The 22,537-nt window shown below is 32.9% G+C and carries 36 protein-coding genes; 20 read left to right on the plus strand and 16 right to left on the minus strand.

Going from position 1 to position 22,537, the window contains the following annotated elements:
• Positions 1-353: 353 nt before the first annotated feature.
• From OEW78_RS04030 to OEW78_RS04040, 3 genes are all read right to left on the minus strand, one after another.
• On the minus strand, positions 354-629 hold the full coding sequence (locus OEW78_RS04030) for a peptidylprolyl isomerase (protein WP_300324436.1): 276 nt from the start codon (positions 627-629) through the stop codon (positions 354-356).
• 92 nt (positions 630-721) lie between these two features.
• A complete protein-coding gene (locus OEW78_RS04035; RefSeq protein ID WP_300324439.1) occupies positions 722-1,120 on the minus strand; it encodes a pyridoxamine 5'-phosphate oxidase family protein in 399 nt (132 codons plus the stop codon).
• Positions 1,117-1,395 carry a hypothetical protein gene (locus OEW78_RS04040; protein ID WP_300324441.1) on the minus strand — a complete coding sequence of 93 codons (279 nt, stop codon included), beginning with the start codon at positions 1,393-1,395 and terminating at the stop codon, positions 1,117-1,119. Before OEW78_RS04040 ends, OEW78_RS04035 begins: the two co-directional genes overlap by 4 nt.
• A 72-nt stretch (positions 1,396-1,467) precedes the next feature.
• Between OEW78_RS04040 and OEW78_RS04045 the strand changes: the two genes are divergently transcribed.
• Positions 1,468-1,869, plus strand: coding sequence for a DUF2203 domain-containing protein (locus OEW78_RS04045; protein ID WP_300324444.1), 402 nt, complete (start codon positions 1,468-1,470; stop codon positions 1,867-1,869).
• 95 nt (positions 1,870-1,964) lie between these two features.
• Here the strand turns inward: OEW78_RS04045 and OEW78_RS04050 are convergent, their stop codons facing one another.
• Both OEW78_RS04050 and OEW78_RS04055 read right to left on the minus strand, forming a co-directional pair.
• Positions 1,965-2,138 (minus strand): hypothetical protein, encoded by a 174-nt coding sequence (locus OEW78_RS04050; RefSeq protein WP_300324447.1) that lies wholly within the window; start codon positions 2,136-2,138, stop codon positions 1,965-1,967.
• The gene (locus tag OEW78_RS04055) at positions 2,129-2,347 is read right to left on the minus strand and encodes a hypothetical protein (RefSeq protein ID WP_300324450.1); all 219 of its coding nucleotides are present in this window, start codon (positions 2,345-2,347) and stop codon (positions 2,129-2,131) included. Before OEW78_RS04055 ends, OEW78_RS04050 begins: the two co-directional genes overlap by 10 nt.
• An 86-nt stretch (positions 2,348-2,433) precedes the next feature.
• Between OEW78_RS04055 and OEW78_RS04060 the strand changes: the two genes are divergently transcribed.
• Positions 2,434-2,580: a hypothetical protein gene (locus OEW78_RS04060; protein ID WP_300324453.1), complete on the plus strand. Its 147-nt coding sequence runs from the start codon at positions 2,434-2,436 to the stop codon at positions 2,578-2,580.
• A 114-nt stretch (positions 2,581-2,694) separates the two neighbouring features.
• Here the strand turns inward: OEW78_RS04060 and OEW78_RS04065 are convergent, their stop codons facing one another.
• The gene (locus OEW78_RS04065; RefSeq protein ID WP_300324456.1) at positions 2,695-2,910 is read right to left on the minus strand and encodes a hypothetical protein; all 216 of its coding nucleotides are present in this window, start codon (positions 2,908-2,910) and stop codon (positions 2,695-2,697) included.
• Between the two features lie 81 nt (positions 2,911-2,991).
• Here OEW78_RS04065 and OEW78_RS04070 point away from each other — a divergent pair, with 81 nt between their 5' ends.
• From OEW78_RS04070 to OEW78_RS04085, 4 genes are all read left to right on the plus strand, one after another.
• Positions 2,992-3,876 (plus strand): prenyltransferase, encoded by an 885-nt coding sequence (locus OEW78_RS04070; RefSeq protein WP_300324633.1) that lies wholly within the window; start codon positions 2,992-2,994, stop codon positions 3,874-3,876.
• Between the two features lie 38 nt (positions 3,877-3,914).
• Positions 3,915-5,015 (plus strand): aldo/keto reductase, encoded by a 1,101-nt coding sequence (locus OEW78_RS04075; RefSeq protein ID WP_300324459.1) that lies wholly within the window; start codon positions 3,915-3,917, stop codon positions 5,013-5,015.
• 67 nt (positions 5,016-5,082) lie between these two features.
• The gene (locus tag OEW78_RS04080; protein WP_300324462.1) at positions 5,083-5,448 is read left to right on the plus strand and encodes a DUF6659 family protein; all 366 of its coding nucleotides are present in this window, start codon (positions 5,083-5,085) and stop codon (positions 5,446-5,448) included.
• Positions 5,449-5,811: 363 nt separating this feature from the next.
• Positions 5,812-5,955: a YHS domain-containing protein gene (locus OEW78_RS04085; protein ID WP_300324465.1), complete on the plus strand. Its 144-nt coding sequence runs from the start codon at positions 5,812-5,814 to the stop codon at positions 5,953-5,955.
• Here the strand turns inward: OEW78_RS04085 and OEW78_RS04090 are convergent.
• A complete protein-coding gene (locus tag OEW78_RS04090) occupies positions 5,952-6,896 on the minus strand; it encodes an asparagine synthase-related protein (protein WP_366523031.1) in 945 nt (314 codons plus the stop codon). The two genes, OEW78_RS04085 and OEW78_RS04090, sit on opposite strands and share 4 nt — an antisense overlap.
• 110 nt (positions 6,897-7,006) lie before the next feature.
• Between OEW78_RS04090 and OEW78_RS04095 the strand changes: the two genes are divergently transcribed.
• Positions 7,007-7,423, plus strand: a complete 417-nt coding sequence (locus OEW78_RS04095) for a transcriptional regulator (RefSeq protein WP_300324471.1) — start codon at positions 7,007-7,009, stop codon at positions 7,421-7,423.
• Here the strand turns inward: OEW78_RS04095 and OEW78_RS04100 are convergent.
• Both OEW78_RS04100 and OEW78_RS04105 read right to left on the minus strand, forming a co-directional pair.
• The gene (locus OEW78_RS04100) at positions 7,420-7,731 is read right to left on the minus strand and encodes a DNA-binding protein (RefSeq protein ID WP_300324474.1); all 312 of its coding nucleotides are present in this window, start codon (positions 7,729-7,731) and stop codon (positions 7,420-7,422) included. The genes OEW78_RS04095 and OEW78_RS04100 overlap by 4 nt on opposite strands.
• 51 nt (positions 7,732-7,782) lie before the next feature.
• The gene (locus OEW78_RS04105) at positions 7,783-8,277 is read right to left on the minus strand and encodes a DNA-directed RNA polymerase subunit K (protein WP_300324476.1); all 495 of its coding nucleotides are present in this window, start codon (positions 8,275-8,277) and stop codon (positions 7,783-7,785) included.
• Between the two features lie 43 nt (positions 8,278-8,320).
• Between OEW78_RS04105 and OEW78_RS04110 the strand changes: the two genes are divergently transcribed.
• The gene (locus OEW78_RS04110; RefSeq protein ID WP_300324479.1) at positions 8,321-8,716 is read left to right on the plus strand and encodes a cyclophilin-like fold protein; all 396 of its coding nucleotides are present in this window, start codon (positions 8,321-8,323) and stop codon (positions 8,714-8,716) included.
• Here OEW78_RS04110 and OEW78_RS04115 read toward each other — a convergent pair.
• A complete protein-coding gene (locus OEW78_RS04115) occupies positions 8,698-9,006 on the minus strand; it encodes a MarR family transcriptional regulator (RefSeq protein WP_300324482.1) in 309 nt (102 codons plus the stop codon). The two genes, OEW78_RS04110 and OEW78_RS04115, sit on opposite strands and share 19 nt — an antisense overlap.
• Positions 9,007-9,129: 123 nt before the next feature.
• Here OEW78_RS04115 and OEW78_RS04120 point away from each other — a divergent pair, with 123 nt between their 5' ends.
• Positions 9,130-9,342 carry a hypothetical protein gene (locus OEW78_RS04120; protein WP_179361621.1) on the plus strand — a complete coding sequence of 71 codons (213 nt, stop codon included), beginning with the start codon at positions 9,130-9,132 and terminating at the stop codon, positions 9,340-9,342.
• On the opposite strand, the gene speY is transcribed toward OEW78_RS04120, so the two are convergent.
• A complete protein-coding gene (gene speY, locus OEW78_RS04125; protein WP_300324489.1) occupies positions 9,339-10,433 on the minus strand; it encodes a deoxyhypusine synthase in 1,095 nt (364 codons plus the stop codon). The genes OEW78_RS04120 and speY overlap by 4 nt on opposite strands.
• 114 nt (positions 10,434-10,547) lie before the next feature.
• Here speY and OEW78_RS04130 point away from each other — a divergent pair, with 114 nt between their 5' ends.
• Positions 10,548-10,883: a hypothetical protein gene (locus OEW78_RS04130; protein WP_300324492.1), complete on the plus strand. Its 336-nt coding sequence runs from the start codon at positions 10,548-10,550 to the stop codon at positions 10,881-10,883.
• A gap of 6 nt (positions 10,884-10,889) precedes the next feature.
• On the opposite strand, the gene OEW78_RS04135 is transcribed toward OEW78_RS04130, so the two are convergent.
• Together OEW78_RS04135 and OEW78_RS04140 are read right to left on the minus strand one after the other, a co-directional pair.
• A complete protein-coding gene (locus tag OEW78_RS04135; protein ID WP_300324495.1) occupies positions 10,890-11,387 on the minus strand; it encodes a pentapeptide repeat-containing protein in 498 nt (165 codons plus the stop codon).
• A gap of 62 nt (positions 11,388-11,449) precedes the next feature.
• Entirely contained in the window at positions 11,450-11,599 is a 150-nt protein-coding gene (locus OEW78_RS04140; RefSeq protein WP_300324498.1) for a hypothetical protein, read from the minus strand.
• 133 nt (positions 11,600-11,732) lie between these two features.
• Between OEW78_RS04140 and OEW78_RS04145 the strand changes: the two genes are divergently transcribed.
• The 4 genes from OEW78_RS04145 (at position 11,733) to OEW78_RS04160 (ending at position 15,439) form a co-directional block, all read left to right on the plus strand.
• Entirely contained in the window at positions 11,733-13,601 is a 1,869-nt protein-coding gene (locus OEW78_RS04145; RefSeq protein WP_300324501.1) for a threonine--tRNA ligase, read from the plus strand.
• A 3-nt stretch (positions 13,602-13,604) separates the two neighbouring features.
• Positions 13,605-14,477 (plus strand): agmatinase, encoded by an 873-nt coding sequence (gene speB / locus OEW78_RS04150; RefSeq protein WP_300324504.1) that lies wholly within the window; start codon positions 13,605-13,607, stop codon positions 14,475-14,477.
• A gap of 117 nt (positions 14,478-14,594) precedes the next feature.
• Positions 14,595-15,167, plus strand: coding sequence for a CDP-alcohol phosphatidyltransferase family protein (locus OEW78_RS04155; RefSeq protein WP_300324507.1), 573 nt, complete (start codon positions 14,595-14,597; stop codon positions 15,165-15,167).
• A gap of 83 nt (positions 15,168-15,250) precedes the next feature.
• Complete coding sequence (locus tag OEW78_RS04160; protein ID WP_300324510.1) at positions 15,251-15,439, plus strand: hypothetical protein; 189 nt, start codon at positions 15,251-15,253, stop codon at positions 15,437-15,439.
• A 76-nt stretch (positions 15,440-15,515) separates the two neighbouring features.
• Here OEW78_RS04160 and OEW78_RS04165 read toward each other — a convergent pair whose 3' ends face one another.
• Entirely contained in the window at positions 15,516-15,803 is a 288-nt protein-coding gene (locus OEW78_RS04165; RefSeq protein ID WP_014965206.1) for a 30S ribosomal protein S26e, read from the minus strand.
• Between the two features lie 109 nt (positions 15,804-15,912).
• Here OEW78_RS04165 and OEW78_RS04170 point away from each other — a divergent pair, with 109 nt between their 5' ends.
• From OEW78_RS04170 to OEW78_RS04180, 3 genes are all read left to right on the plus strand, one after another.
• Positions 15,913-16,407 carry a hypothetical protein gene (locus OEW78_RS04170; protein WP_300324514.1) on the plus strand — a complete coding sequence of 165 codons (495 nt, stop codon included), beginning with the start codon at positions 15,913-15,915 and terminating at the stop codon, positions 16,405-16,407.
• 262 nt (positions 16,408-16,669) lie between these two features.
• Complete coding sequence (locus OEW78_RS04175) at positions 16,670-16,966, plus strand: hypothetical protein (protein ID WP_300324517.1); 297 nt, start codon at positions 16,670-16,672, stop codon at positions 16,964-16,966.
• A 142-nt stretch (positions 16,967-17,108) separates the two neighbouring features.
• Positions 17,109-17,639, plus strand: a complete 531-nt coding sequence (locus OEW78_RS04180; protein WP_300324519.1) for a PD-(D/E)XK nuclease family protein — start codon at positions 17,109-17,111, stop codon at positions 17,637-17,639.
• 56 nt (positions 17,640-17,695) lie between these two features.
• Here the strand turns inward: OEW78_RS04180 and OEW78_RS04185 are convergent, their stop codons facing one another.
• Positions 17,696-18,013 carry a hypothetical protein gene (locus OEW78_RS04185; protein ID WP_300324522.1) on the minus strand — a complete coding sequence of 106 codons (318 nt, stop codon included), beginning with the start codon at positions 18,011-18,013 and terminating at the stop codon, positions 17,696-17,698.
• A 136-nt stretch (positions 18,014-18,149) separates the two neighbouring features.
• Here OEW78_RS04185 and OEW78_RS04190 point away from each other — a divergent pair, with 136 nt between their 5' ends.
• From OEW78_RS04190 to OEW78_RS04200, 3 genes are all read left to right on the plus strand, one after another.
• Positions 18,150-18,596, plus strand: a complete 447-nt coding sequence (locus OEW78_RS04190) for an SRPBCC family protein (protein ID WP_300324525.1) — start codon at positions 18,150-18,152, stop codon at positions 18,594-18,596.
• 373 nt (positions 18,597-18,969) lie between these two features.
• On the plus strand, positions 18,970-19,839 hold the full coding sequence (locus OEW78_RS04195) for a PfkB family carbohydrate kinase (protein ID WP_300324528.1): 870 nt from the start codon (positions 18,970-18,972) through the stop codon (positions 19,837-19,839).
• Between the two features lie 40 nt (positions 19,840-19,879).
• A complete protein-coding gene (locus tag OEW78_RS04200) occupies positions 19,880-20,878 on the plus strand; it encodes an NAD(+)/NADH kinase (protein ID WP_300324531.1) in 999 nt (332 codons plus the stop codon).
• Positions 20,879-20,896: 18 nt separating this feature from the next.
• Here OEW78_RS04200 and pyrG read toward each other — a convergent pair whose 3' ends face one another.
• On the minus strand, positions 20,897-22,498 hold the full coding sequence (pyrG, locus tag OEW78_RS04205) for a glutamine hydrolyzing CTP synthase (protein WP_300324534.1): 1,602 nt from the start codon (positions 22,496-22,498) through the stop codon (positions 20,897-20,899).
• Positions 22,499-22,537 lie beyond the last annotated feature (39 nt).

Consider the following 22,537-nt stretch of genomic DNA (forward strand, 5'->3'; position numbering starts at 1 on the left):
CTCCTCAAATCCTCCCGGCCCCTCCAAATTCTCAAACAATTCTCTTGCCAATTTTTCTATATGTGTATCAAGATTATCCAAAATTTCATCTAACATTTTGACTGTTAAAACCATGTTAATTTTGATTTAGTTACTGCAAAAAATGTTGTGTATTTTATTTTGGTTTTTAGGCATTGAAATTGACAATACTGTTGAAAGTCTTTTCCTTTACATGATAATTCATTGATAAATATTGACAAATCTAAAGAAATGAAAGATCTTATCCAAAAAGAGAAAAAACTTCATAAAGAAATCACTAAAGACAGAAAATCAATGATGATTTTGAGAAGATAAAACAATTAAAATCATCTAAATTATCCTAGTCTTTTGATGATATGATATCCAAATTCTGTTTTTACTGGATCTGAAATTTCTCCAACTTGAAGTTTGAACGCTGCATCTTCAAATGGTTTGACCATCATTCCTTTGGTAAAATATCCTAAATTCCCTTCTTTTTTACCACTTCCTTTATCTGTTGAAAACTCTTTAGCTAATTTTCCAAATTTTTCACCATTTTTGATTTTCTCTAAAATTGCCAATGATTCACTTTGTTTCTCAACCAGTATGTGCGAGCACTTTATTTTGTTCATGGTTTTTCACGGATCAATTATTGTGATATATCTTTCCATGCTATCAAAAACCTTGCATGGCTTTTTTCACAAATAAAACAGAAAACTATCCTCTAATCTAAACCCCAACTAATTTTCGTTCTAGGTATAATTTTTAAAAAAGGAGCTTCATTTTCTTTCCAAGGGTCTTTTCTTACCCATTGAAATTTTTTGTAAAAAATATTGTAATTTTTTTTAAATTCTTCTCCATCTTCGATGACTTTTGCTTTACCTTGAATGCATATTGCCTTATGTCCTCCTGATTTGTAAATGTCAATCACAATTCCTACATTCTGATTAAATTTGATATTGGCATATGTCCTTGTGTAGTAATCTGTTGCAACGATTATCTCGTTCTCTACTCTTACAAATGAAACTGGCTTGACATGTGGAATGTCTCTATGCGATGTTGCTATTCTTGCTTCTTCTAATGAATCTAGAAAATTTATTTCGTTTTGGTTAAATTCGATCAATTGAAAATTCGTTCTCTAATTTCTGGAATGTGTTTGTATACTATATCTCTGACTTTAATTTGATCTTCTGCAGTTGGCATCTCTTTTTGTGCACTGAGTATAGCTCCACTCATCCCTAATGCCATTCCCATAACAATTCCGTAAACGAATTCTTTGGGATCTTCTACCTTGAGCGTTTCTTTATTTTGATTAATTTCTTCCATATATGCAGGAATTGTTGCAACAGCCCCGTTAATTGTCTGTATAATTATTTCTTCTAACTGTTCTTCACTCATATTATTTCTAATGAAATATTTCTTAATAAATCTGCACCTAAGATTTTTAATCTCTCTTTTTGAAGAATACCTATGTTCGCTTTTTTTACCCCAAATGAGGCAAATGATGCATTACCTGATGTAATAAAAAAATTTGAATATGCTTTAGCAAAAAATAATGAAGTTAAGAAAATAGAGCAAGAATTGCAAATTAGCATATCTACTACAAATTCATTAGAATCTTATGTCGACATCAAACAACGTCTAAACACTGCAATTACAAAATTCTATGAGTCTGTTGAAATATTGGAAAACACAGGTGTGGTGGTCAAAAGTATAGAACAGGGATTGCTGGATTTCCCCTCGAAACGATTTGAAGACGAAGTTTGGTTATGCTGGAAATATGGCGAAACTGAAATCAAATTCTGGCATGAGAAAGATTCTGGTTTTATGGGAAGAAAACCAATAGAAGTTAGCGATGATTCATTGGTTTAATAATTTAATTTCATGATAACTCTAAGTTCATTCCAAGATTCAGATATGTTGTGGCAAAAATATCATTACATGTTGTATCGTGTCTGCAACTACACTCACTCACTGAAAATCTCTACGTCTAATTCTGTCTTTGACCAAATGTTGTTAAACAACAATGCTTTAGAATAGATTATCGTTTCAGAATTTGTCCATATTGCTCGCATCTCTTTATTGTTTTCTTCATTTTTAATAAAGAATAACACTTCATCATCGTCTTTGATTAAAAACACAAGTCTTCTTTTACTGGTGAGTAGAATTTTTTAATTTTTATTTTATCTATGTCGTCAAAAATTCCTTTTGATTTTTTTATAATCGATGTTAGTAATTTGTAATCTATTTTTTGTTCTTCTATTGCATCTAGAAAATTTGCGTGATAAAACTCGATGAACTCTTTTTCAGAACCTAAGATCCAGCATTCTTTTTTAGAATTAAGAATCATGTCAAATATTTTACTGTTGACATGATTACCTCTTTGTAAAACTTTGAATGTATCTTCATTCTCTTCATCCTCATCTGATGTGACTCTTGGAATTTTTTTCCCACATTCCTTCTAATTCTGGATCTGATGTCTTGTTTGAAATTATTCCAACTGCTGAAGTATGTATTGAAGGTAAGGATTCTTTTATAATAAACGTCGATGCTCCTGATAAAGTATTTGACTTTATTGATTAGGATTGTCTGAATGGATTGTCTATATTGTAATTGGAGGTATTTTACTAGTCGGTGTTGTGGTCTTTATGTTCTTGAAAAAATCTAAAATAATTTAGTAGAATGGAAAGGGAAATTCTAACTCTTTAGTTTTGTTACTCTTTTTTTATCTCTGCAAATTCCACAAAGATAATTTCTCATAAATTCTTCTAACTCTATTTTGAATTGATCCGTTTTTGAGAATACTTCTCCTGTTTTTAGTCCACTTGGAACCTTTTTACCGCAATTTGTACAGTAAATTTCTATCCCTAATTCTATTTTTTTGTCTTTATCTGAAATTTTCCCTATAATCACACTCATTTTACATCTTATTTTCATATAAACAGGTCTATTCCTAAACTCATGAATATTATACTAAAAATTGCTAGTATTGATATGCTATCTGTTTGGTTTCGTGTTATACGTGTAAGATTTCTATTGGCATCTGTGATTGCCGTTTCAGTTGGACTGTCATTAAATTGGTGGCATACCTCATCATTGGATGTATTTGATTTGATCTTGACTTTTGTTGGTGTAATAGCACTACATGCAAGTGTTGATTTGCTAAATGATTTTTGGGATTTCAAACGAGGTATTGACACTAAAACAACAAGAACAAAAATGAGTGGTGGCACTGGCGTACTTCCTGAAGGATTACTCAAACCATCTTCTGTTTATCGTGCAGGAGTTGCATTTTTAATTCTGGGTAGTGTTATTGGAGGATATTTTGTAATCACTGATGGAATTACTATAGCAATCATTCTGGGATTTGCAATACTGTCTATCTATTTCTATTCTACAAAAATTGTCGACTCTGGATTGGGTGAATTTTTTGTTGCTGTAAAAGGTGCACTGATTGTTGTTGGAACTTTTTTCATTCAGTCAGGACAAATATCTTCTGAATCTGTTTTGGCAGGGATTGTTGTGGGTTCTTTGTCTTCTTTAGTGCTTTTTATCGCGTCTTTTCCTGATCATGATGCTGATAAATTAAAAGGTAGGAAAACTTTGGTAATCATAGTTGGCAAACAAAAAGGAGTAAAATTATTTTGGATTTTTCCGACAATCTCTTACTTGGCAATTATTTTTGGAGTTGTTGCCCACATGTTTCCAATTTTATCTTTGATGAGTTTTTTTGCTATTCCATTAATGATAAAGTCTGGTTTTGGTCTACAGAAAAATTATGATTCTATTGACAATCTGATCCCTCATATGTCTACGACATTATTGTTTGGAAGAATTACTGGTCTTTTGTTTATTCTTGGATTTTTAATTCCTATTTGATACTTTAGACATAAATTTAGTAACTGATTACAAAAATTATGATTTCAGGTTGTGTCAGCTCTAAAGGCACACAAAAATTTCTTGAAAATTTAGGCGTAAATCCTGTTAATTTTAGAACTTTTCAAAATCTACATCTCTCCAATATTGGTGTTGGTACATATCTTGGTGATCCAGATTCTAAAACTGATGAATTAGTTACATCTGCAGTAAAGCAATCTGTTTTATCTGGAGTCAACGTAATTGATACTGCAATAAATTATCGTTCTCAAAAAGCAGAGCGTTCTGTTGGAAAGGCAATTAACGAGTTAATTAAAGATGGTAAAATTACACGTGATCAAATTTTCCTGAGTTCAAAAAACGGCTATCTTACTAATGATGCTGATGTCGAATTAGGTTTTTGGGAGTATGTTAAACAGGAATATGCTGACAAGGGAATTCTCAAGGAAGGTGATGTGACCTCTGGTTATCATTGTATGACTGTCCCATATCTTTCAGATCAGATTGATAGAAGTCTAGATAATCTTGGAATGGAAACAATTGATTTAATGTATTTGCACAATGCAGTTGAAGGACAAATAAAAGATGTATCAAAAGAACAATTCATGAAAAATCTCGAGTCTGTCTTTGAAATGTATGAACAAAAAAGAAAAGAAGGAAAAATTAAATTTTATGGAATGGCAACTTGGGAATGTTTTCGAGTTACAAAAGAGAACCCTCAATATCTTTCACTAGAGGAAACTGTCAGTTTGGCAAAAAAAGTTGGTGGGGAGAATCATGGTTTTAGATTTATTCAATTGCCTTACAACATGAATTTTGATCAAGCACTACTTTCAAAAAATCAAACCCTTGATGATAAGCAAGTTTCAATTTTAGAGTCTGCAGTGATATTGGGAATTGGTGTTTTTACTAGTGTACCTTTCATGCAAGGTCGATTACTGCAACCTGGTGTGATGCCTGAATTCAATGATTTGAAACCCTCATTACGTGCATTACAGTTTATTCGCTCAACTCCTGGAGTTTTAGCCCCTCTTGTAGGTCAGAAATCTTCTGAACATGTATCTGAAAATCTGGAAATTCTAAAAATTGCTCCTATGTCTGAAGTTGATTTTCTTGCATTAGTAAAACAATTAACTACATAATTACTAGCCATAAAAAATTGTATAAAGATAATAAATAAGTGATATTTAGATTCAAACAGAGTTAAATTTGTCTTCAAAAATTTATGATTATGCCAAAATTTGTAATTCTGTGTTGACAATAGATCCTAAAATTCGATTTGCTGGTGTTATCAATGAACGGGGCCGTTTAGTTGCAGGTGGAATGAAAGAAAATGTCGAACCCTTGGAAAGTGAAAAAGATGATGAAATGATTTTCATGGAACTTGCATTACGTGTCAAAATGAGAAAGGAATTTGATAAACAACTTGGACCTGTAAATTTTGCAATGGCTTCCCGTGAACGTGCACTTGCAATAAGTGTGATAATTAATGATGATATTTTATATGTCGTATCAGAACCTGACACTGATTATGGTGCATTACCCAAAAAAATTCTAAAAATAGTTCAATCATAAACAGATTTCATTTCCAGTTTTGGAACATTCTGATCTTCTTAATTAATAATGTTACAAGTTGACTAGATGCAATTTGACAAGAAACTTGAGTTATGATTGTTTAGCAATGTTTGAATTGAAGAGATTTACTCCATCGTTGAGAATTTCTTTAATCAAGAAATGGATGCTTTAATCCCTTCTGGCGTTGAACATATTTTAAAAATTCTCTCTGGTGTTATACATAAAATAAAATCTTCTCTTCCCGAATTGACAGTGTGATACTATCCGTCTCGATATTTTATGATCCAATACATCATTTACAAGCGTCTATAGGTTCCCTTCTCTTAGATGAATCTATAAATAGAATTTGAAAGTGGAAATCTTGTGCCAATAGATCCTGTATGTGGAATTGAACTTGATGAGGAACTAGCATTAATTCATGATCATGGTGGAAAAAAATTCTATTTTTGCTGTAACGGATGCAGAAAAATTTTCATCAAAAAACCACGTAAATATAAAAACAATTAGATGGGGAAGGCTCCACACATCCTGCAAAATTTTGATTTTCCTACATTATGTTTACAATATGGACAAACTTCTTCTGATTCATGATCTACTGGACTCCCAAATAGTTTTTTAAAAATTTCATAATAATGCATTGATTCTCTGCTTCTAATAACGACATTGTCTGTTTTCTCAACTGTTAATTTCTTTTCAACAAATTTTTCTTCGCCGACTATTGAATCAAATAAATCTGTCAATCCTGCAGTCCCTGATCCTTCTTGCATTGGAGCTTTCTCTCTCCATGCAATTTTTTGTGGAATATATTTTTCAAAAGTTTTACGCAGAATCCATTTTCCATATCTCTTTTCATTTTCGTTTTTGACTTTGAGATTTGCTGGGATTTCTTCAGCTAACTCTATCATTTGTTTATCTAGAAAGGGTGATTCTATAGAAACTCCTAATGCCTTACCTATTTTTTGTGTAGGAAAATGCATAATAGAGCAAATTCTTTTAATTTCTCCTGTTAGTTCTTCTTCTGATTTATTTTTTAGAAAATTGTATCCTGCAAATAATTCATCAGCCCCATCCCCTGTGATGATTGATTTCTCTCCTTTTTCTTTTGCCCATTTTATTGCTAAATACATGACCACATTATTACGAATTTCAATATCGTTAAAGTTTTTTAGAATTTTGATGGTTTCTTCTACTGCTTCTAATATTTCAGACGTTTTTACACTGTAGATTGTTAGTGGCAATCCCATTTGTTTTGAAATCATTTGACAATATGTCAAATCTGTTGAAACAAAATCTTCTGCAATCACTGTGACCGTTTTTGGTTTTCTTTGTCTTAGAAAATATGCTATGATTGAACTGTCTAACCCCCCTGACAGTGAAATCAAATCTGATTTGGTTTCGTTACATGCTTTTTCCATAACTTTGTAAATTTTATCAGAAATTTTTTCCAACATCTTCCTGATATTTTTGAAATTAAAATAGATATGCCTGATAGAATGGGGCATAAATGCAAAATATCTTATTGCAAACTTTAAATTCTTTATCCGATTGTTGAGGATTAATGCTACTTCCTGCTGAAATTGAATCTAAAACTTTGATTCCTGCATTACGAGCAATTCTTGCTAAAAAGCTTGCAGAAGATCATAACATTCGAGAAGATGTAATTTCTAAAATGCTTGGAGTTACACAAGCTGCAATCAGTAATTATATTCGTGGAACACGAGGTGATCCTTCACTAATTGCAAAACTCTTAGCAGAAAAACAAGTTGCAACAATGATTGATGAGTTAAGTGACAGTCTTTCTTCTGACATGGCCTACACTCCATCTAGTCTGTCTAAATTTATTGGGCTTTGCAATTATATCAAATCGAGTTTATTAATTTGTGAGATACATCACAATTTGGAATCTAATATAGATGAACAAGTTTGTAAAGAATGTGAAAACATGCTTCTTAAAGGTCCTGGCAGTGTTTATTAATTTTTAATCAAAATAATTTCTATAGTTGAGGTCATATTTCCAATCCCTGCAGTTTCGGTGGTATCTAATTTGATTTTCTCTACTTTGGAATTCCCTTTGAGCATTTTTTCTGTAATTATGTTTGCAACTGCTACTGCATTTGGTATATTGTTTCCTTTTGATTTAAGAACCACTCTTGTTTTTTTGCCCAAAATTGTCAAGACATCAAGAGCTGCCTCCATCACAGGATAATTTCCAATTTGTATTGTGGTCTCAGACTTTTCGGTCTGCTCTTGACCACGCAGTTCAGTTGTCTCTTCCATGAGCATTATTCAATATTTAGAAATTTTATGTTCTTTTAAGTTTTATCGACCATTAATTCATTTTTCAAAGTAATCGATTGGGATGTTTTGATAATCTCCATTTGGTAATACTCTTCTGATTGTAATTGGAATTACTCTTTGTTCTAATTCTTCCATTGAAATATCTAATGATATTCGTGCCGTTTTTGGAATTGGGATGAATGGTGGTGCTCCTAAAGATAATTGTAAAGCTCTTGCTCCCATAATTCTTGCCTTTTCAAATCTTGTTAGTGTTGGTGGTCCAATTGTGATCTTGTTTTTTTCACAAGGAATTTCAACTGGTTCATGTTCTTCTATTTTTTCAACAATTTCTCTTTCTTCAATTTCTTTAATTCTTTTTTCTAGAACCTCTTGTTCTTTTTCAGTTAATGGCTCAGATAGATCTTTTCTATCTATTAATTTTCGATAAGTATCTAATGCTTTGTTTAATCCTGTGTTTTCTTCAATCTCTGAATCCATATCCTCCCCCGGTTGTGAAGCTTCAATTAATTCAGGTTCTTTGACATCAGGCAAGTAACAAATTTTTCTTAAAACGTTATATAATCTAATCATTTTAATGTACGAATTGAGTACATCGTCAGTCTCTAGAAAACAACTAATTTTAGAAATTCGTGGAAAGGCAAAAATTACATGTGATCTAAAACGCCACCTTTCTCCAAGGACTGTTGGAACTATTATGAGATCCTTGCCTTTGGAAGGACATGCTCACGTTTTAGGAAAAAGTATCTTGTATTTTGAAACAAATGTTGATTCTGGAATTGAAAGATCAAGAACTGAATTCAAAAAAGGCGATGTGGCATTTTTACCATCTACTGGAAGTGTTTGTTTTTTTCTAAATGATGCTGTGTTTGCTAAAACTATGACTCCTATTGGTAAACTAAGTGGAAATGTTGAATCACTAAAGGATGCAAAGTCTGGTGATGTATTATGTATCTATGAAGAAATTGCTTGATACAAATGGTGACCTGAATATCCTCCAACTCTTTTAACAATTCCTTTGTTTGTAGACTCTTTTAGAAATGCATTTGCTGCAGAAATTTTAACGCCTGTTTGTCTTGCAAGATCTTGCACTGTGACAACTTTGGAATTTTGAATAATTTTCAATGCTTGCTGTTCGTTTACTTTGACTGTAATCTCTGCCTTCTTTGGTCCTCCTTCTCCCTTGTCTTTCTTTTTCTTTGTTTCTTTAGACCCTGCAGACTTGTCTTTGTTTGCAGCAGTTGGTTTTTTAGCTCCACCCATGAATTAAGAAAAAAATATTCCTCTTATAAACGATGAACCATTATTTGACTTTTCATTAATAATTCGCTAAAGAATCTGAAAATTATTTTCAAGTATAAATAACATCTTTATCACATAATCTGTATGGGAATAGTATCTAAAGGTGCAAAATGCAATTTTGAAGGTTGTGATCAAGATGGTGCACGTTCTCTTAATACAAGCAAAGTTGAAAACGCTGGATTGCGTGTAAATTCAACTGGAAAAAAAACAGTTCTTTGTAAAGAGCATTATAAAGAATACAAGAAGGAATCTAAAGACGATCGTGATCTTGAACGCGCTAGGTTTGATAAATTCTAGTCCTTCTTTTTTGATTTACCTATTTTATTATCTGGATTTTTGAAATAGTCTTCGCTTAATTTATCATATAATTTGTTTAATTTTTTGTAGAGTCTTTTTGGCTTTCTTGTTTTTTGATTGCTAAGAACATATAATGCAAGAATTGGAAAAGCTATGGTGGCATCGGCATAAACTGTTATTATTCCCTCATGAGCATCTTGAACTTTTCCCCAACTTTTACCTTCTTGTAACGTGGCCCCTGACAATCCTCCTGTGTCTGGACGTGCATCTGTAATCTGAATGATATAATCTTGTCCTCCGTCGTCTCTCTTCAGAATTTGATCTAATAGTGGTCCTGTCTGCTGAGCTGTATTCTTTGGCACTCCTCCACCCAATTCCAAAATTCCTGATTTTTTTGAATCATACAGAATTGCAGCTTGTTCTATGATTTCTCGTACAAAATCTATGTTGTATATTTTACCGCGTAACCGATGCACTGCTAAATTTAATGCTAATGACGAATCCTTCATAGTTGAAATGTATACTGGGACATCATAATCGTATGCAGAAGTAATGAAACTTTTTTCTGGATATTTGGATTTTTCTTTACTGATTTTTCCCATTAAATTACAAAACTCTGCAGTTGTAAATGGTTTGTCTGGAAAATCTTCTCCGAACATTTTTTGAACTAATTCATCTTGTGCCTCTAATGTTTCATGGAATTTAATATACACATCTCTAATTCTAACGATTTCATTCTCAAAGAGTTTCATATCGTCGACATCAAAACTACCTTGTTTTATTGGCAATCCCCATGCAAAATGATCTTCATGATAGACATTGGCTCCAGTTGTAACTATCCAATCCACAAATCCTCTTTCAATGAGTGTTTTAATTATCCCTCCAAATCCTACAGGTGTCATTGCTCCTGAAACTGTAAGACAAATTGTTGCATCTTCTTTGATCATTTCTGCATAAAGTTTCGCTGCTTCCCCAAGCTGTCTTCCGTTATATCCTGAACTTGCAAAAACATTTACCAAATCTTCTATGGTCATTTTTGGATCTAGTTTGATGTGTGGAATATCTTTGCCATGAAATTTATGAGGATCCATGTCTGAAAAAACAATTTTTCAGTAAATAATACTATCGCAAGAGTCTTTTTGAAATTCCTTTAATTGTCTGCTAGTAATCATTACTTATTTAGGAACAGTATGAAATAATACAACATGAAAATTATTGACTTACATGATCCTCGGAGAGTAAACCGATTTCCTGATTCTATTGAAGTATTGTTTTCTTCTGGGAATTTTATACAAGATGATTTTAAAATCTCCCGAGTTGAATTGAGGCTCTACAATGAACGAATTGATGATAAATTAGGTGTGTTTTCATTGATCACATCTTTTGTAGAGACTGACAAAGGTTCAATTGAAATGATTTATGATGAAGGTTTTAGAGGAGAAGATTCTTTGTTGAGGGCAACACAATTTCTTACATCGAACTTGGGGCTATCTGGTTTGATTTTACGTTCAGTTATTGCACTTGAAGAAAAATTAAAATAATTTGTTTCACCATCGGCTCCCTTGACTCTCTAAAATTTTTCTCATGTCTTTTGAGATTGTCTGCAAAGTATCTTGATCATAATTTGCACCTGCAAAGTCTGCCGATGTTAAAATTGCTCCAGTAAAATTTGCATGTCTTAGATTTACTCCTCTCATGTTGGCTTTTTCCAAATCTGAATTTCTTAAATCTGTATAAAACAAATCAGCTCCGCTAATATTTGCGTTTCTTAAATCTACCCCATACAATTCTGCATCCCACAGTTTTGCATTTGAGAGATTTACTCCTCGCATGTCTGCCCCTCTAAATTTGACATGAAAAAGAATGGTTTCACTTAAATCTGATTCGCTGAGATCTGAACAACTCAAATCTGCATTATGGATATCTCGATTCTTAAGATTAACTCCGTGCATGTTGGAATCTGAAAAATCTCTTCCAACCAAATCTTCATAATCAAAATTGACTTTTGTAAGATTTCTCTTTCTAAACACATCTGATGGATTCATCCTGTGATCAATTCACATCTAACACATTTGAATTTAGATCTAATTTGTTTCTAAATTAATTCTTAATTGTATAATTCCAATTCTTGTAAAATCTTACCCATCGTGTGCTTCCACCTTCGCATTTCGTCGATTTCATGAGGTCTGTTTTTTTCTAACTCTTTTTTTTCTTTTAGTAATTCTTGATGTCTCTTTTCACTTTTTTTGATGCGCATATGGGACTATAATTCACAAATAAATTTCAATATTGCTATAATCTGTCTTTATTCATTCACAAAAATATCTGATTTGTAGATGATTGGTACTTTTGAGAATCGTATATTTATGCCCGTTTTAACATGTCTTAACATGCGTATATTGCAACTTCATTGTGACAATATCGAGTATACTCCAACAAAAAAGGAGATAAAATCTGCTGAGGATATAGTTGATCTTCAAACACAAAGATTGGAGGAACTTGTAGTAGTTTTTGTTGCAATCGAAAACGGCGATGACTCTTCAGTGGCTCAAAATGCCATATCTCAGATTAAAGCATCTATGGAAAAAATTGGATGTAAAAAATTATTGTTATATCCTTATGCTCATCTGAGTTCCAATCTTGCAAAACCTTCTACTGCTATGAATTTACTTAAAGAGATGGAGGATGGCGCATCAGAACTTGAAGTATCTCATTCCCCATTTGGTTGGACAAAGTCATATAAAATTCAGGTAAAGGGACACCCTCTTGCAGAAAGCTCTAAAGTTGTAACTAAAGATTCATCTGGTTTAAAGGATGATAATGAAATTACCTCAGATGCTCTCAAAGGTGAATCCAAAATTCGTTCCTATTGGAAAATACTTTCCACTGATGGCACAATGACAAACATTGGTGATTTTGATTTTTCAAAACATAAAAAATTAGAAGTTTTAGCAAAATATGAATCTGCAAAGATTCGTAAAGTGGATCAACCTCCCCCACATGTTGCATTGATGAAGAAAATGGGTATCGCTGATTATGAACCAGCATCTGATTCTGGCAACATGAGATTTTATCCAAATGGACGTCTAATCAAATCTTTGATAGAGAGATATGTTACTGACAGAGTCAAAGAATATGGGGGATATGAAGTTGAAACTCCTATCATGTATGATTCTGAACATCCAAGCATGGTGAGTTACTTTAATCGATTTCCGGCCAGACAATACAATATAGATTCAGAAGGAAAAAAACTCTTTTTGAGATTTGCTGCATGTTTCGGCCAATTTCTTATGGCAAATGAATATCAATTATCCTACAAAACATTACCATACAAGCTCTACGAACTTACACGATATAGTTTCAGAAGAGAACAATCTGGTGAACTAGTTGGATTAAGACGTTTAAGGGCATTTACTATGCCTGACTGTCATGCATTTTGCAAAGATATGCCTCAGGCCATAGATGAAATTAAGACTCGATTTGACCTTTCTCAAAGTGTTCTTAAAGAACTTGGAATAGATGAAACTGATTATGATATGGCAATTAGATTTACTGAGGACTTTTACAATGAAAACAAATCATCCATTGAAGAATTGGTCAAAAAACATGGACGACCTGTTCTAGTTGAAATGTGGAAAGAGAAGTTCTTTTACTTTGTATTGAAATGGGAGTTTAATTTTATTGACGGTCTTGGAAAAGCATCTGCTTTATCAACAGATCAAATTGATGTAGAAAATGGAAAAAGATATGGCATTGACTTTGTTGATGAAAACAACGTGAAACAAAATCCGATCATACTGCACAACTCCCCTAGCGGTGCAATTGAGCGAATCATATATGCATTATTAGAAAAAGCAGCTAAAGATTCCCGTGAAGGACGCAAACCACAATTCCCTCTTTGGTTATCTCCTACCCAGGTCAGAATTATCCCCATTAAAGAAGAATTTGATGAATTTGTTGAAATTCTTGCCGAAAGAATTTCTATAAACAATGTACGTGTTGACATTGATGATCGAAATGAAAGTATAGGGAAAAGAATTCGTGAAGCTGAAAAAGAATGGATTAGGTACATTCTGGTAATTGGTGAAAAAGAAGCAAATTCACAGAATCTTAACATTCGTGACAGGCAAACTGGCGATGTTCGAGAAATATCTTTTGATGATTTTATTACAGAAATAAATGAGCAAACTAGAGGAAAACCTTTCACTGGTTTGAATTTGCCAAAATATCTCTCAAAGAGACCAAATTTGATGGTGTAAAAAATGAGCTTTCTTGACTTATACATGAACAAAAATCCTCTAATTACTGCATCGGATAATGATTCTGAGCCTGTAGCTACAATCTTTGGAATTCCATTTGATGCAACACACTCTTACAAACCTGGATGCAGATTTGGCCCTGACTCTATTCGTGATTCGTTTAACAATATTGAGATATTTCATCCTGAACTAGGAATTGATTTAGAAACTGTAAATATTGAAGATTTGGGAAATACTCGCCATACTGTTGTCGCATCAGAAATGATTGATATGGTAAAAAAAATCACTACTGAACTTGTTTCAAAACAAAGACAATTGTTTATTTTAGGTGGAGAACATTCCATCACATATGGAACATACACAAGTTTTCCAAAGGAAACTGGATATGTTGTTTTTGACGCACATTATGATTTAAGAGATGAATTTGCTGACATTAAACTAAGTCATGCATCATATTTGAGAAGAATCGTGGAAGAGAGGGGCTCTGAAAATATTCTACATGTTGGCGCACGTGCTTTTGTGAAAGAAGAATTGGAATTTCTTATTGAAAACAAAATCAAAACTATTTCTGATAAAGAAATAAGGGCTGGAAAAGGACCTGTCCTGCTAAAAGATTATGTTTCGACATTTGATTCTATTTACTCTAGTTTTGATCTTGATGTTTTAGATCCTGCGTATGCTCCTGGTGTTGGAAATCCAGAAGCTGTTGGTGTTACGTCGAGAGAACTTTTTGATATGATTCATGTTTTTAAAGACACCAAAGTAACCGGGGTTGACATTGTGGAACTAAATCCATACCATGATAATGGATCAACTGCATCCCTTGCAGCAAAAATCATCTCTACTCTGATTGCCATTAATTTATCTCAAAAATAATATAAAATTTTTAAATCTGTAAATAATTGCATGTCTTTGTTCCTCTGACTAATTTTTACTCTTTTTTACCTTACTTCTTTCTGTTCACTTTATTAGATGGTATTTTGGGTGTATTTCGTGTTAAACAATCTTCGTGGTGCTCTTAAACCGACCCTTGAAAAAATAGGCAAAGGATTTGCGGCAACGGGACTGTCTGCAAATTTTTGGACTTTTGTTGGTCTTGGATTTGCACTTGTTTCTGCAGTTGTTTATGGAATGGGAATTGAATCTGGATTGATTATTGGTGGCATATTGCTACTTGTTTCAGGATTTTTTGATATGGTTGATGGTCAAGTAGCACGTGTAACAGGAAAAACATCGAAAAAAGGTGAATATCTTGATTCAATGTTTGATAAAATCGCTGAAGTTGCAATATTTTTAGGCATTTTAATTGGTGGATATGCCGAGCCATACCTTGTTTTACTTGCAATTACATTATCTTTGCTAGTTAGCTATGCAAGAGCAAAATCAGACATTATCAATATCAAACTTCAAGGTATTGGAATTGGTGAAAGGGCTGAAAGACTTTTGGTGATTGCGATAATTGGAATTATAGGTTTTATGGATTACGCAGTTATTATCGTGGTAATTATTGCTGGAATGACATTGATTCAAAGAATGATCTTCACTGCAAAAAATATCAAAGAATAATTCTTATTTTACACTCTCCGAATTCATCATATTTTTTGGAATAAACAACAATGCTAATTTACTAGATTAATAATCAAATAATATTGGCTAACTCGGAAGCTAAATCTGATAGATATGAAACGATAATGATTGAATCAAAAATCAGAGAAGGTGTTTTCCATAAAGTTATTAAAAATTTGGAAAGTGGTAAAGCCGTTTCTTGTTCTTGTAAATGTTGGAGTAAAGGAAACAAGCCATGTATTGGTATGAGAACTATTGGCTATTCCGGTTGATTCATTCTATCTAAATTTGTGCAACAAAACTTGGTTTAGTAATTATGATTTCAAAGGTTTATTTTTAAAAATAATACTAACGTAGTTTACCACGTTTTCTTCTACTGTCTGCTGATCTGATTTTAAGAATCTTAAAATGAATTGCACATGATATACAGTAGTGTTTCAGAACTGTTGGTGATGCAATGTATGCCCCCTGTGCACGTAGCTCTTTTGCTAATGTATGCTCAACCAGATTTAATCTAGATGTGACTTTTTTTGCTTTGTCTTTTGGAACCGTTTGTCCGCAGTTTGTACATTGTACGACTCCTGAGGAACCTTTTCCTCCTTTTGTACGACCTCTGCTTGCACGTTTAAGTGGCATGAACATGAGCAAATTTGCCTACTTATATTCTTGTATAACATAAGTGAACCCTACTTATATCGGTCAGGGATCTTATTTCTCCTATGGCAAAGCAGACCCAGTAGAGATCTTGAAACTATTCCTAAACGCAATAGGATCAGAAGTTACAAAAAAGGCCTACAAGTACCATCTTGATCGCTTTTTAAAATGGAATAAAATCAAATCTGGTAACTATGATAATTTGTTAAAGGCTGACGAGAAAGTCATACAAAGAAATCTAGAGGATTATCTAATTCACCTAAAAGACAAAAACGCCTCTCCAAACTACATTCCTGTAATTCTTGCTCTTGTAGAATTATTCTATTTGATGAATGAATTTAACATTAATTCAAAGAGATTGCACAAGATGTACCCAAACAAGGTAGAAGGGGGCTATGGGGCTTTCCCGTTTTGGCAAAATCATTTGACGTTCAGGGTGACAATGATTTCAGAACTGTCAAGGGCCTCATCATCCGTCCATCTGACATCTTTTTTGACCAATTCGTATGACTCTAACAAAGAGCCGTCGGCGTTAAATATTTCAACTATGTTTGTTTTTGGATGCACGATGACTTCCCTTGGGTGATGATACACTCTGATCGGATTGCCGTTGTCTATGAGAATTTTCATAAACATAATAGCACATTCATCGTATTAGTAGGATGCGCATAGATCTCAAAATCAAACCAGAGACAAGAGAGTTTAATTTGAATGCAGATAGGAAGAGGTTATGGTTGGGAAGGATTAAGAATATGGATGATGGAACGGTGAATGAGTCTATGCCGTTATCACTAAACTATTTAGAAAAAAATACTCTGTGAAATATTATTTTGATAAAGATGATTGGTATGTTTCAAGATCTTTTACAACCAAAGGAATTGATTCTTTCAATTCATTCATCGATTCTTCAAATTTTCAAGAAGCATGAAATTCTTGACTCTGTTCCGTTTTCATATTACAGAGCGTTAAAAAGGAAAAAAACAGATTTGATAAAATTGGGACTTTTTGAAAATGAAAAAAAACGTCTCAATAAAATGGGTGAAAAAAACATACTTCCAGGACGTGAAAAATACAAGATTCAAATAATTGATTTAATTAATTCTGAAAAATCAAAGAGAAAAAAGAAAACAATACGGGGAAATTGATTTGTTCACTCATCTAGAACCTCCCCTTCCGCCACTAAATTTAAAAACTAAAACCATGGATGGCAGGCGTTATTATTCTATAAATGGATCCTTCTACCCTTCAGTTACATCTGTTTTGTCTATTTTAAGCAGAGACGGAATCATGGCTTGGAGAAATTCTGTGGGATACGAGGTGGCCAATTTTGAGGCTAGAAGAGCAGCAAACAGAGGAACCCATTTTCATAAAATTTGCGAAGATTATCTTTTTAACAGAAATATTTCAAAACATAGAAAAAAAGTTCTTCCTTTCGGCTTATTTTCATTAGTGAAAAATGAAATAGATAGAATTGACAATATTCGAATTTTAGAAAAAACTTTGTTTAGTCATGACCTGAAATTAGCTGGTAGAGTAGACTGTATAGCAGAATTTGATAATCAATTATCTGTGATAGATTTTAAGAGTGCTAATAAGGAAAAATCTCAAGAGATACTTGAAAACCATTTTTTGCAAGAGACTGCTTACGCAATTATGTGGGAGGAGCACACATCGCAATCCATAGAACAAATTGTAACAATTGTTGCATGTGAAGATGGAGAAACTCAGATTGCTATTGAAAAACCTCGATTTTTTAAAAGTAAACTGAATGACACAATAACCAAATTTTATCAAATGAATAATAATTTAATTAAATAAAAAAATGTATCATATTAAATAAAAAATATTTTTTATCATTTAATGACAAAATGAAATTATTCTTTGTTCTTTTTTGCTAAAAAATCCATAAACAATTCTCCTTCATACTCTACATACTCATCTATGACTTTAGTTTTGATATCTGTAAAAAACTGATTGTATACAGTTTCACGTTCATGCTTTAAAGGAGGTGAACAAAAACACATCTCTGACCATTGAATTACATTTGATTTGGTTATCTTGGCACGTTTCATTGAATTAATTATTTCTTGTCCATCTGGCTTTTGGTTCTGAATTGTTTCATCAGTCAGTTTTTGATAAAATTCTTTCATTTTTCCTTCAATGCACCTAGCTTTGACTGAATAAATTGCCACGAATTTGTGTTGTGTTGGATATTATTATTTTTAATTGATATTACCAATTTAGTGCAAAATCTCGCAAAAGAAAACTAAATCTTATTTTAGATACTATCTTTTGGAGATATATTACAAACATGATGTTTCATTACTGTTGAAAATATTTCACCATTCTTTTGTTGTAGATGTACCTATTGACAAGGTATGGGATTTCTATACAGATTTACATCATTTAGAAATAATTACTCCTAAAAGATTGGATTTTAAGATAATTGAATCAAGCAGTAATAAGATAACACTAGGGCAAACTGCTTATTTTTCAAGCAAGATACTGACCAGAATGACCTGGAAAACCAAGATTACAGCCTGCAAGCCATACACGTATGTCGATGAAATGAACAATGCATTATTCAAACGCTGGAGGCATACACATGTCTTTCATAAAATAAATGAAAATCAGACCAAGGTAACAGATGAGGTTGAATTTGAACTGCAGTATGGGCTTATTGGAAAAATGTTTGAATGGTATGCTCTGGATAAACTCAAAAAAATCTTTGCACATAGACAGCAAGCAACTATTGAATATTTGAGTAATCCTTAAACTAAATTATTTTTAGATCAAATACTTTACAAGAAACATTGGATTTCTACTCACAAATGGGGGGATTTCTATTTTTACTGACAGTCGATAAACTCGTTAACCCCTGATAATTAATTACCTAGGATTTTCTTAAGCTGTATTCTTGTATAATTTGATCAATTTTCCTTGTTTTGTGCCTGTATTTTTGGAAAAAATCCTACACGTTTTAATCTTAGATCGAATTATTTCCGTTGGTATCTTATGCGTGGGCTGTGTCATGTTTGCTTTAGATCTGGAGTTGAATTGGAGATCCTCAAAGGTCAGATTCTTTGTCGAGAATGCAAATCCAAAATCAATACAAAAAACTAAATCCTCACTAGTAAAATCAAGAGAAATGAAATTAGCCGTTATATCTCACTGTGCAATTGACACTATTACTCTCAATGGGAATAATTTTGAACAAATTGGTGGTGCATCTTGTTATTGTGGAATAACTGCAAGACAATTCAAATTTGATGTCGATTTATTTACAAAATTCGGTCCTGATTTTCCTAAACAATATCTATCTGAACATGACATCAATTTCCCAAATTCTGAATCTGTAAAAAATACTACAAAATTTGCTATTTCTATTAATGGCTCTGATAGAACACTCAGACTAGAAAATGAATGTGAACAAATAGACTATTCTTCTTCTAATGCAGACGGTCATATTGCCAGTCCAATATATCATGAGATCTCTGATGAAACATTAAAAAAAATAAAACATGATTCAAATTTTCTTTTTGTTGATCCTCAAGGATTTCTGAGAAGAAAGGACTCTTCAAATAATATTTTTTTAGAAAAAACTAATCTTGATTTATCTGATGTTAATGCAATCAAAGTTAATCCGGAAGAATCTGCACAACTTGTCAATGGAACTTCTGATGAAATGATGTTGGCTTTGCAAAAAAAAGGAATTCAATATGTTATTTTGACAAACAAAACAGATGTGTCAATGTTAGTTAAAGATAAAATTTACTCTATTACGTTGCCAAATAGGCAAATTAATGACACTACTGGAATTGGAGATATTTTCTGCGCTTCTTTTACTTGTGCCATGATAAAGGAGAAAGACTTTTTGTGGGCTCTATGTTTTGCTGGTGGGGCTGCTCAAGCTGCATTGGAATCTAAAAATATTGGCTTACAAAAAATCCCCAAAAAAGGTGCTATTGAAAATAATGCCTCATATTTTTACAATCTAGTAAAATTTCGAGATTTGTGATGCATTATTCTTTTATTGAAGCAAATTGACTGTTTCTTCTATGCAAATAGGTATCTATGGAACTGGAAGTACTATAAATGCTGCAAAAATTGTAAAAAAAATTCTAGATGATTCAGATATTGACTCTTTTCCAATATCAAAATCAAAAAACAAGCAAACTAATTGTATTATTGTTCTTGGTGGTGATAAGGGGGTTCGTAACTATTTTCACAGGACCTTTGATTCTACTTTGCCTATTCTTGGTATTAGTGAAGGCGAATCAAGTGGATTTTTGGCACAAATTGATCTTAAAGAATTTTCATCTTATGTCAATGTGTTAAAAAAACAAAAGTACACTGTTGAAGAAGTTCCAAGACTAGGAGTAAAAATTGATGGAAAAAATGTTTATCCCGTACTAAACGATGTCGCTGTGTTTTCATCTAAAAGTGCAATGCTCATGGAGCACACTTTACGTGTCAATGGTGAAGAAGTATGGCACGATAACAGTGATGGAATTATTGTATCTACTCCAATTGGCTCTTCTGCTTATTCCATGTCTGCTGGTGGCCCAGTATTGTTTCAAGATTCTGCTGTCTTTGAAATAATTTCTGTCAATTCTCTAGATGTGACAAGAAGACCAATCATTGTATCAAATGACAGCTCAATTGAGATTGATGATATTTCAGCAAGATTGCATTGTGAGGTAGTTTTAGATGGATTGGACAGATACAAGGTTAACAAGACGGTAGAGTGTTCTCAGTTTTTCCCTCCTGCAAAAATAATCCGTCTCAAAAAACATTCTACTGCAATTTCTGCACTTGCAAAAAAGGTTCACTTGGCTGAGGAGTTACTTAGCATGCCACCAAGCTCTAAACTTTTACTTAAAACTCTAGAATACGAAGGTGCACTAACTCAAAAGGACTTGGCAAACAAGACATTGCTACCTGATAGAACTGTACGATTGGCATTGAGTCACTTACTCAAAAAAGGGTATGTCAAAAAGAAAATCTCGATTCGAGATGCAAGACAGAAAATTTATGAGATATCTAAAATAGAATAGTTTCAGGTTGACTTTAGATCACTTCTCAGATGCAGATTTGATAAACGCTGCAAATGATTCTTCAGGAAATCCCGGTCTACTGTTAAACTCTGGATGGAATTGAACTCCTAAGTAGAATTTATGCCTTGGAATCTCAAGTATTTCCATTCTTTTTCCTCCATCACTATCTGCCGAAAATATTAATCCGTTTTTCTCAAATTCTGGAATATAGTCTTGATTTATCTCATATCTGTGTCTGTGACGCTTACTGATAATTGAGGCATTGTATATTTTCTTAGCGTTTGTATTTTCCTTAATCATTACATCATTTGCTCCTAATCTCAATGATCCTCCCATATCTGAAACATCTTTTTGTTCTGGTAGTAAATCAACAATTGGGTTTTTTGTATCTGCTTTGATTTCTGTCGAGTTTGCATCCTCTAATTTCATTACATTTCTTCCAAATGCTATTGCTGCTAATTGAAATCCAAAACAAATTCCTAGATATGGTATGTTCTTCTCTCGTGCATAATTTGCAGTTTGAATAATCCCTTCAGATCCTCTGGTGCCGAATCCTCCTGGAACTAAAATCCCATCATAGTTTGATAATATGCTATAATCTGTTATTGACTCAGAGTCTATCCAATCAATATCTATTGATTTGCCAATTGCTGCCCCTGCATGTTTCAGTGCATGATTTACACTTACGTAACTATCTGTTAATGTAACATATTTGCCTATCATTGCTATTTTGACTTTATCGCTTTCATGATTTACCATGGTTTGGGCAATTTTATTCCATCTGTCCCAATTGGATGATGCATTAACCATTCCAACCTTTCCAAATTTTGTAAATATTGAATCCATTATCCCTTGGTCGTACAACATCTGCGGAACTTCAAAAATTGATTTTGCATCATGACATGATAGAACATCTCTTGTTGTGACATTTGTAAACATTGCAATCTTTTTCTTTGTCTTCTCTTCTAATGGCAATGTACATCTGACTGCCAAAAAATCGGGCTGAATACCTATTCTTCTAAGTTCTTGAACGCTGTGTTGAGTTGGTTTTGTTTTTTGTTCTCCTACTACATCTAAAGATGGTGCTAATGTCACATGTACAAAAATCACATTTTCTGATCCCTTTTCAACTCTCATTTGTCTTAATGCTTCTAAAAATGGCAGTGATTCAATATCACCTACAGTTCCACCACATTCTACTATCAAAAAGTCTAGTTTTTCATATTCTGCAATTTTTGTAATTCTATTTTTAATTTCATCTGTAATATGGGGGATGATTTGGACACATGCTCCTAGATATTCTCCTTTTCGTTCTGCTTCTATGACTGATGAATAAACTTGGGCTGTCGTAATATTGTGGCTTTTAGGAATGTTTTGGTTTAGGAATCTTTCATAGTTTCCAATATCCATATCACATTCTCCTCCGTCGTCTGTGACGAAGACTTCTCCATGGGCAACAGGATTCATTGTTCCTGCATCGTAATTCAGATATGGATCTATTTTGATACAGGATACTTTTTGATCCGCTAATTGTAATAATTTTGCAATTGAAGAAGTTGTTACGCCTTTACCAAGGCCAGACATCACACCACCTGTGACAAAAATAAACTTCGTCTGCACATTAATGAAACGAGTATCTGGTTTTTGTATGTTTTGTCG

The organism is Candidatus Nitrosopumilus sp. (genome assembly GCF_029882185.1).
Lineage (GTDB): Archaea > Thermoproteota > Nitrososphaeria > Nitrososphaerales > Nitrosopumilaceae > Nitrosopumilus.

Bases quoted from the DNA above. Each gene is read 5' to 3' on its own strand.
- OEW78_RS04030 (WP_300324436.1), bottom strand. From the start codon at position 629: ATGAACAAAATAAAGTGCTCGCACATACTGGTTGAGAAACAAAGTGAA.
- OEW78_RS04040 (WP_300324441.1), bottom strand. From the start codon at position 1,395: ATGAGTGAAGAACAGTTAGAAGAAATAATTATACAGACAATTAACGGG.
- OEW78_RS04045 (WP_300324444.1), top strand. From the start codon at position 1,468: ATGTTCGCTTTTTTTACCCCAAATGAGGCAAATGATGCATTACCTGAT.
- OEW78_RS04055 (WP_300324450.1), bottom strand. From the start codon at position 2,347: ATGATTCTTAATTCTAAAAAAGAATGCTGGATCTTAGGTTCTGAAAAA.
- OEW78_RS04070 (WP_300324633.1), top strand. From the start codon at position 2,992: ATGCTATCTGTTTGGTTTCGTGTTATACGTGTAAGATTTCTATTGGCA.
- OEW78_RS04075 (WP_300324459.1), top strand. From the start codon at position 3,915: ATGATTTCAGGTTGTGTCAGCTCTAAAGGCACACAAAAATTTCTTGAA.
- OEW78_RS04095 (WP_300324471.1), top strand. From the start codon at position 7,007: ATGCTACTTCCTGCTGAAATTGAATCTAAAACTTTGATTCCTGCATTA.
- OEW78_RS04100 (WP_300324474.1), bottom strand. From the start codon at position 7,731: ATGCTCATGGAAGAGACAACTGAACTGCGTGGTCAAGAGCAGACCGAA.
- OEW78_RS04110 (WP_300324479.1), top strand. From the start codon at position 8,321: ATGTACGAATTGAGTACATCGTCAGTCTCTAGAAAACAACTAATTTTA.
- OEW78_RS04115 (WP_300324482.1), bottom strand. From the start codon at position 9,006: ATGGGTGGAGCTAAAAAACCAACTGCTGCAAACAAAGACAAGTCTGCA.
- OEW78_RS04120 (WP_179361621.1), top strand. From the start codon at position 9,130: ATGGGAATAGTATCTAAAGGTGCAAAATGCAATTTTGAAGGTTGTGAT.
- speY (WP_300324489.1), bottom strand. From the start codon at position 10,433: ATGGATCCTCATAAATTTCATGGCAAAGATATTCCACACATCAAACTA.
- OEW78_RS04130 (WP_300324492.1), top strand. From the start codon at position 10,548: ATGAAAATTATTGACTTACATGATCCTCGGAGAGTAAACCGATTTCCT.
- OEW78_RS04135 (WP_300324495.1), bottom strand. From the start codon at position 11,387: ATGAATCCATCAGATGTGTTTAGAAAGAGAAATCTTACAAAAGTCAAT.
- OEW78_RS04140 (WP_300324498.1), bottom strand. From the start codon at position 11,599: ATGCGCATCAAAAAAAGTGAAAAGAGACATCAAGAATTACTAAAAGAA.
- OEW78_RS04145 (WP_300324501.1), top strand. From the start codon at position 11,733: ATGCGTATATTGCAACTTCATTGTGACAATATCGAGTATACTCCAACA.
- speB (WP_300324504.1), top strand. From the start codon at position 13,605: ATGAGCTTTCTTGACTTATACATGAACAAAAATCCTCTAATTACTGCA.
- OEW78_RS04165 (WP_014965206.1), bottom strand. From the start codon at position 15,803: ATGCCACTTAAACGTGCAAGCAGAGGTCGTACAAAAGGAGGAAAAGGT.
- OEW78_RS04175 (WP_300324517.1), top strand. From the start codon at position 16,670: ATGTTTCAAGATCTTTTACAACCAAAGGAATTGATTCTTTCAATTCAT.
- OEW78_RS04180 (WP_300324519.1), top strand. From the start codon at position 17,109: ATGGCTTGGAGAAATTCTGTGGGATACGAGGTGGCCAATTTTGAGGCT.
- OEW78_RS04195 (WP_300324528.1), top strand. From the start codon at position 18,970: ATGAAATTAGCCGTTATATCTCACTGTGCAATTGACACTATTACTCTC.
- OEW78_RS04200 (WP_300324531.1), top strand. From the start codon at position 19,880: ATGCAAATAGGTATCTATGGAACTGGAAGTACTATAAATGCTGCAAAA.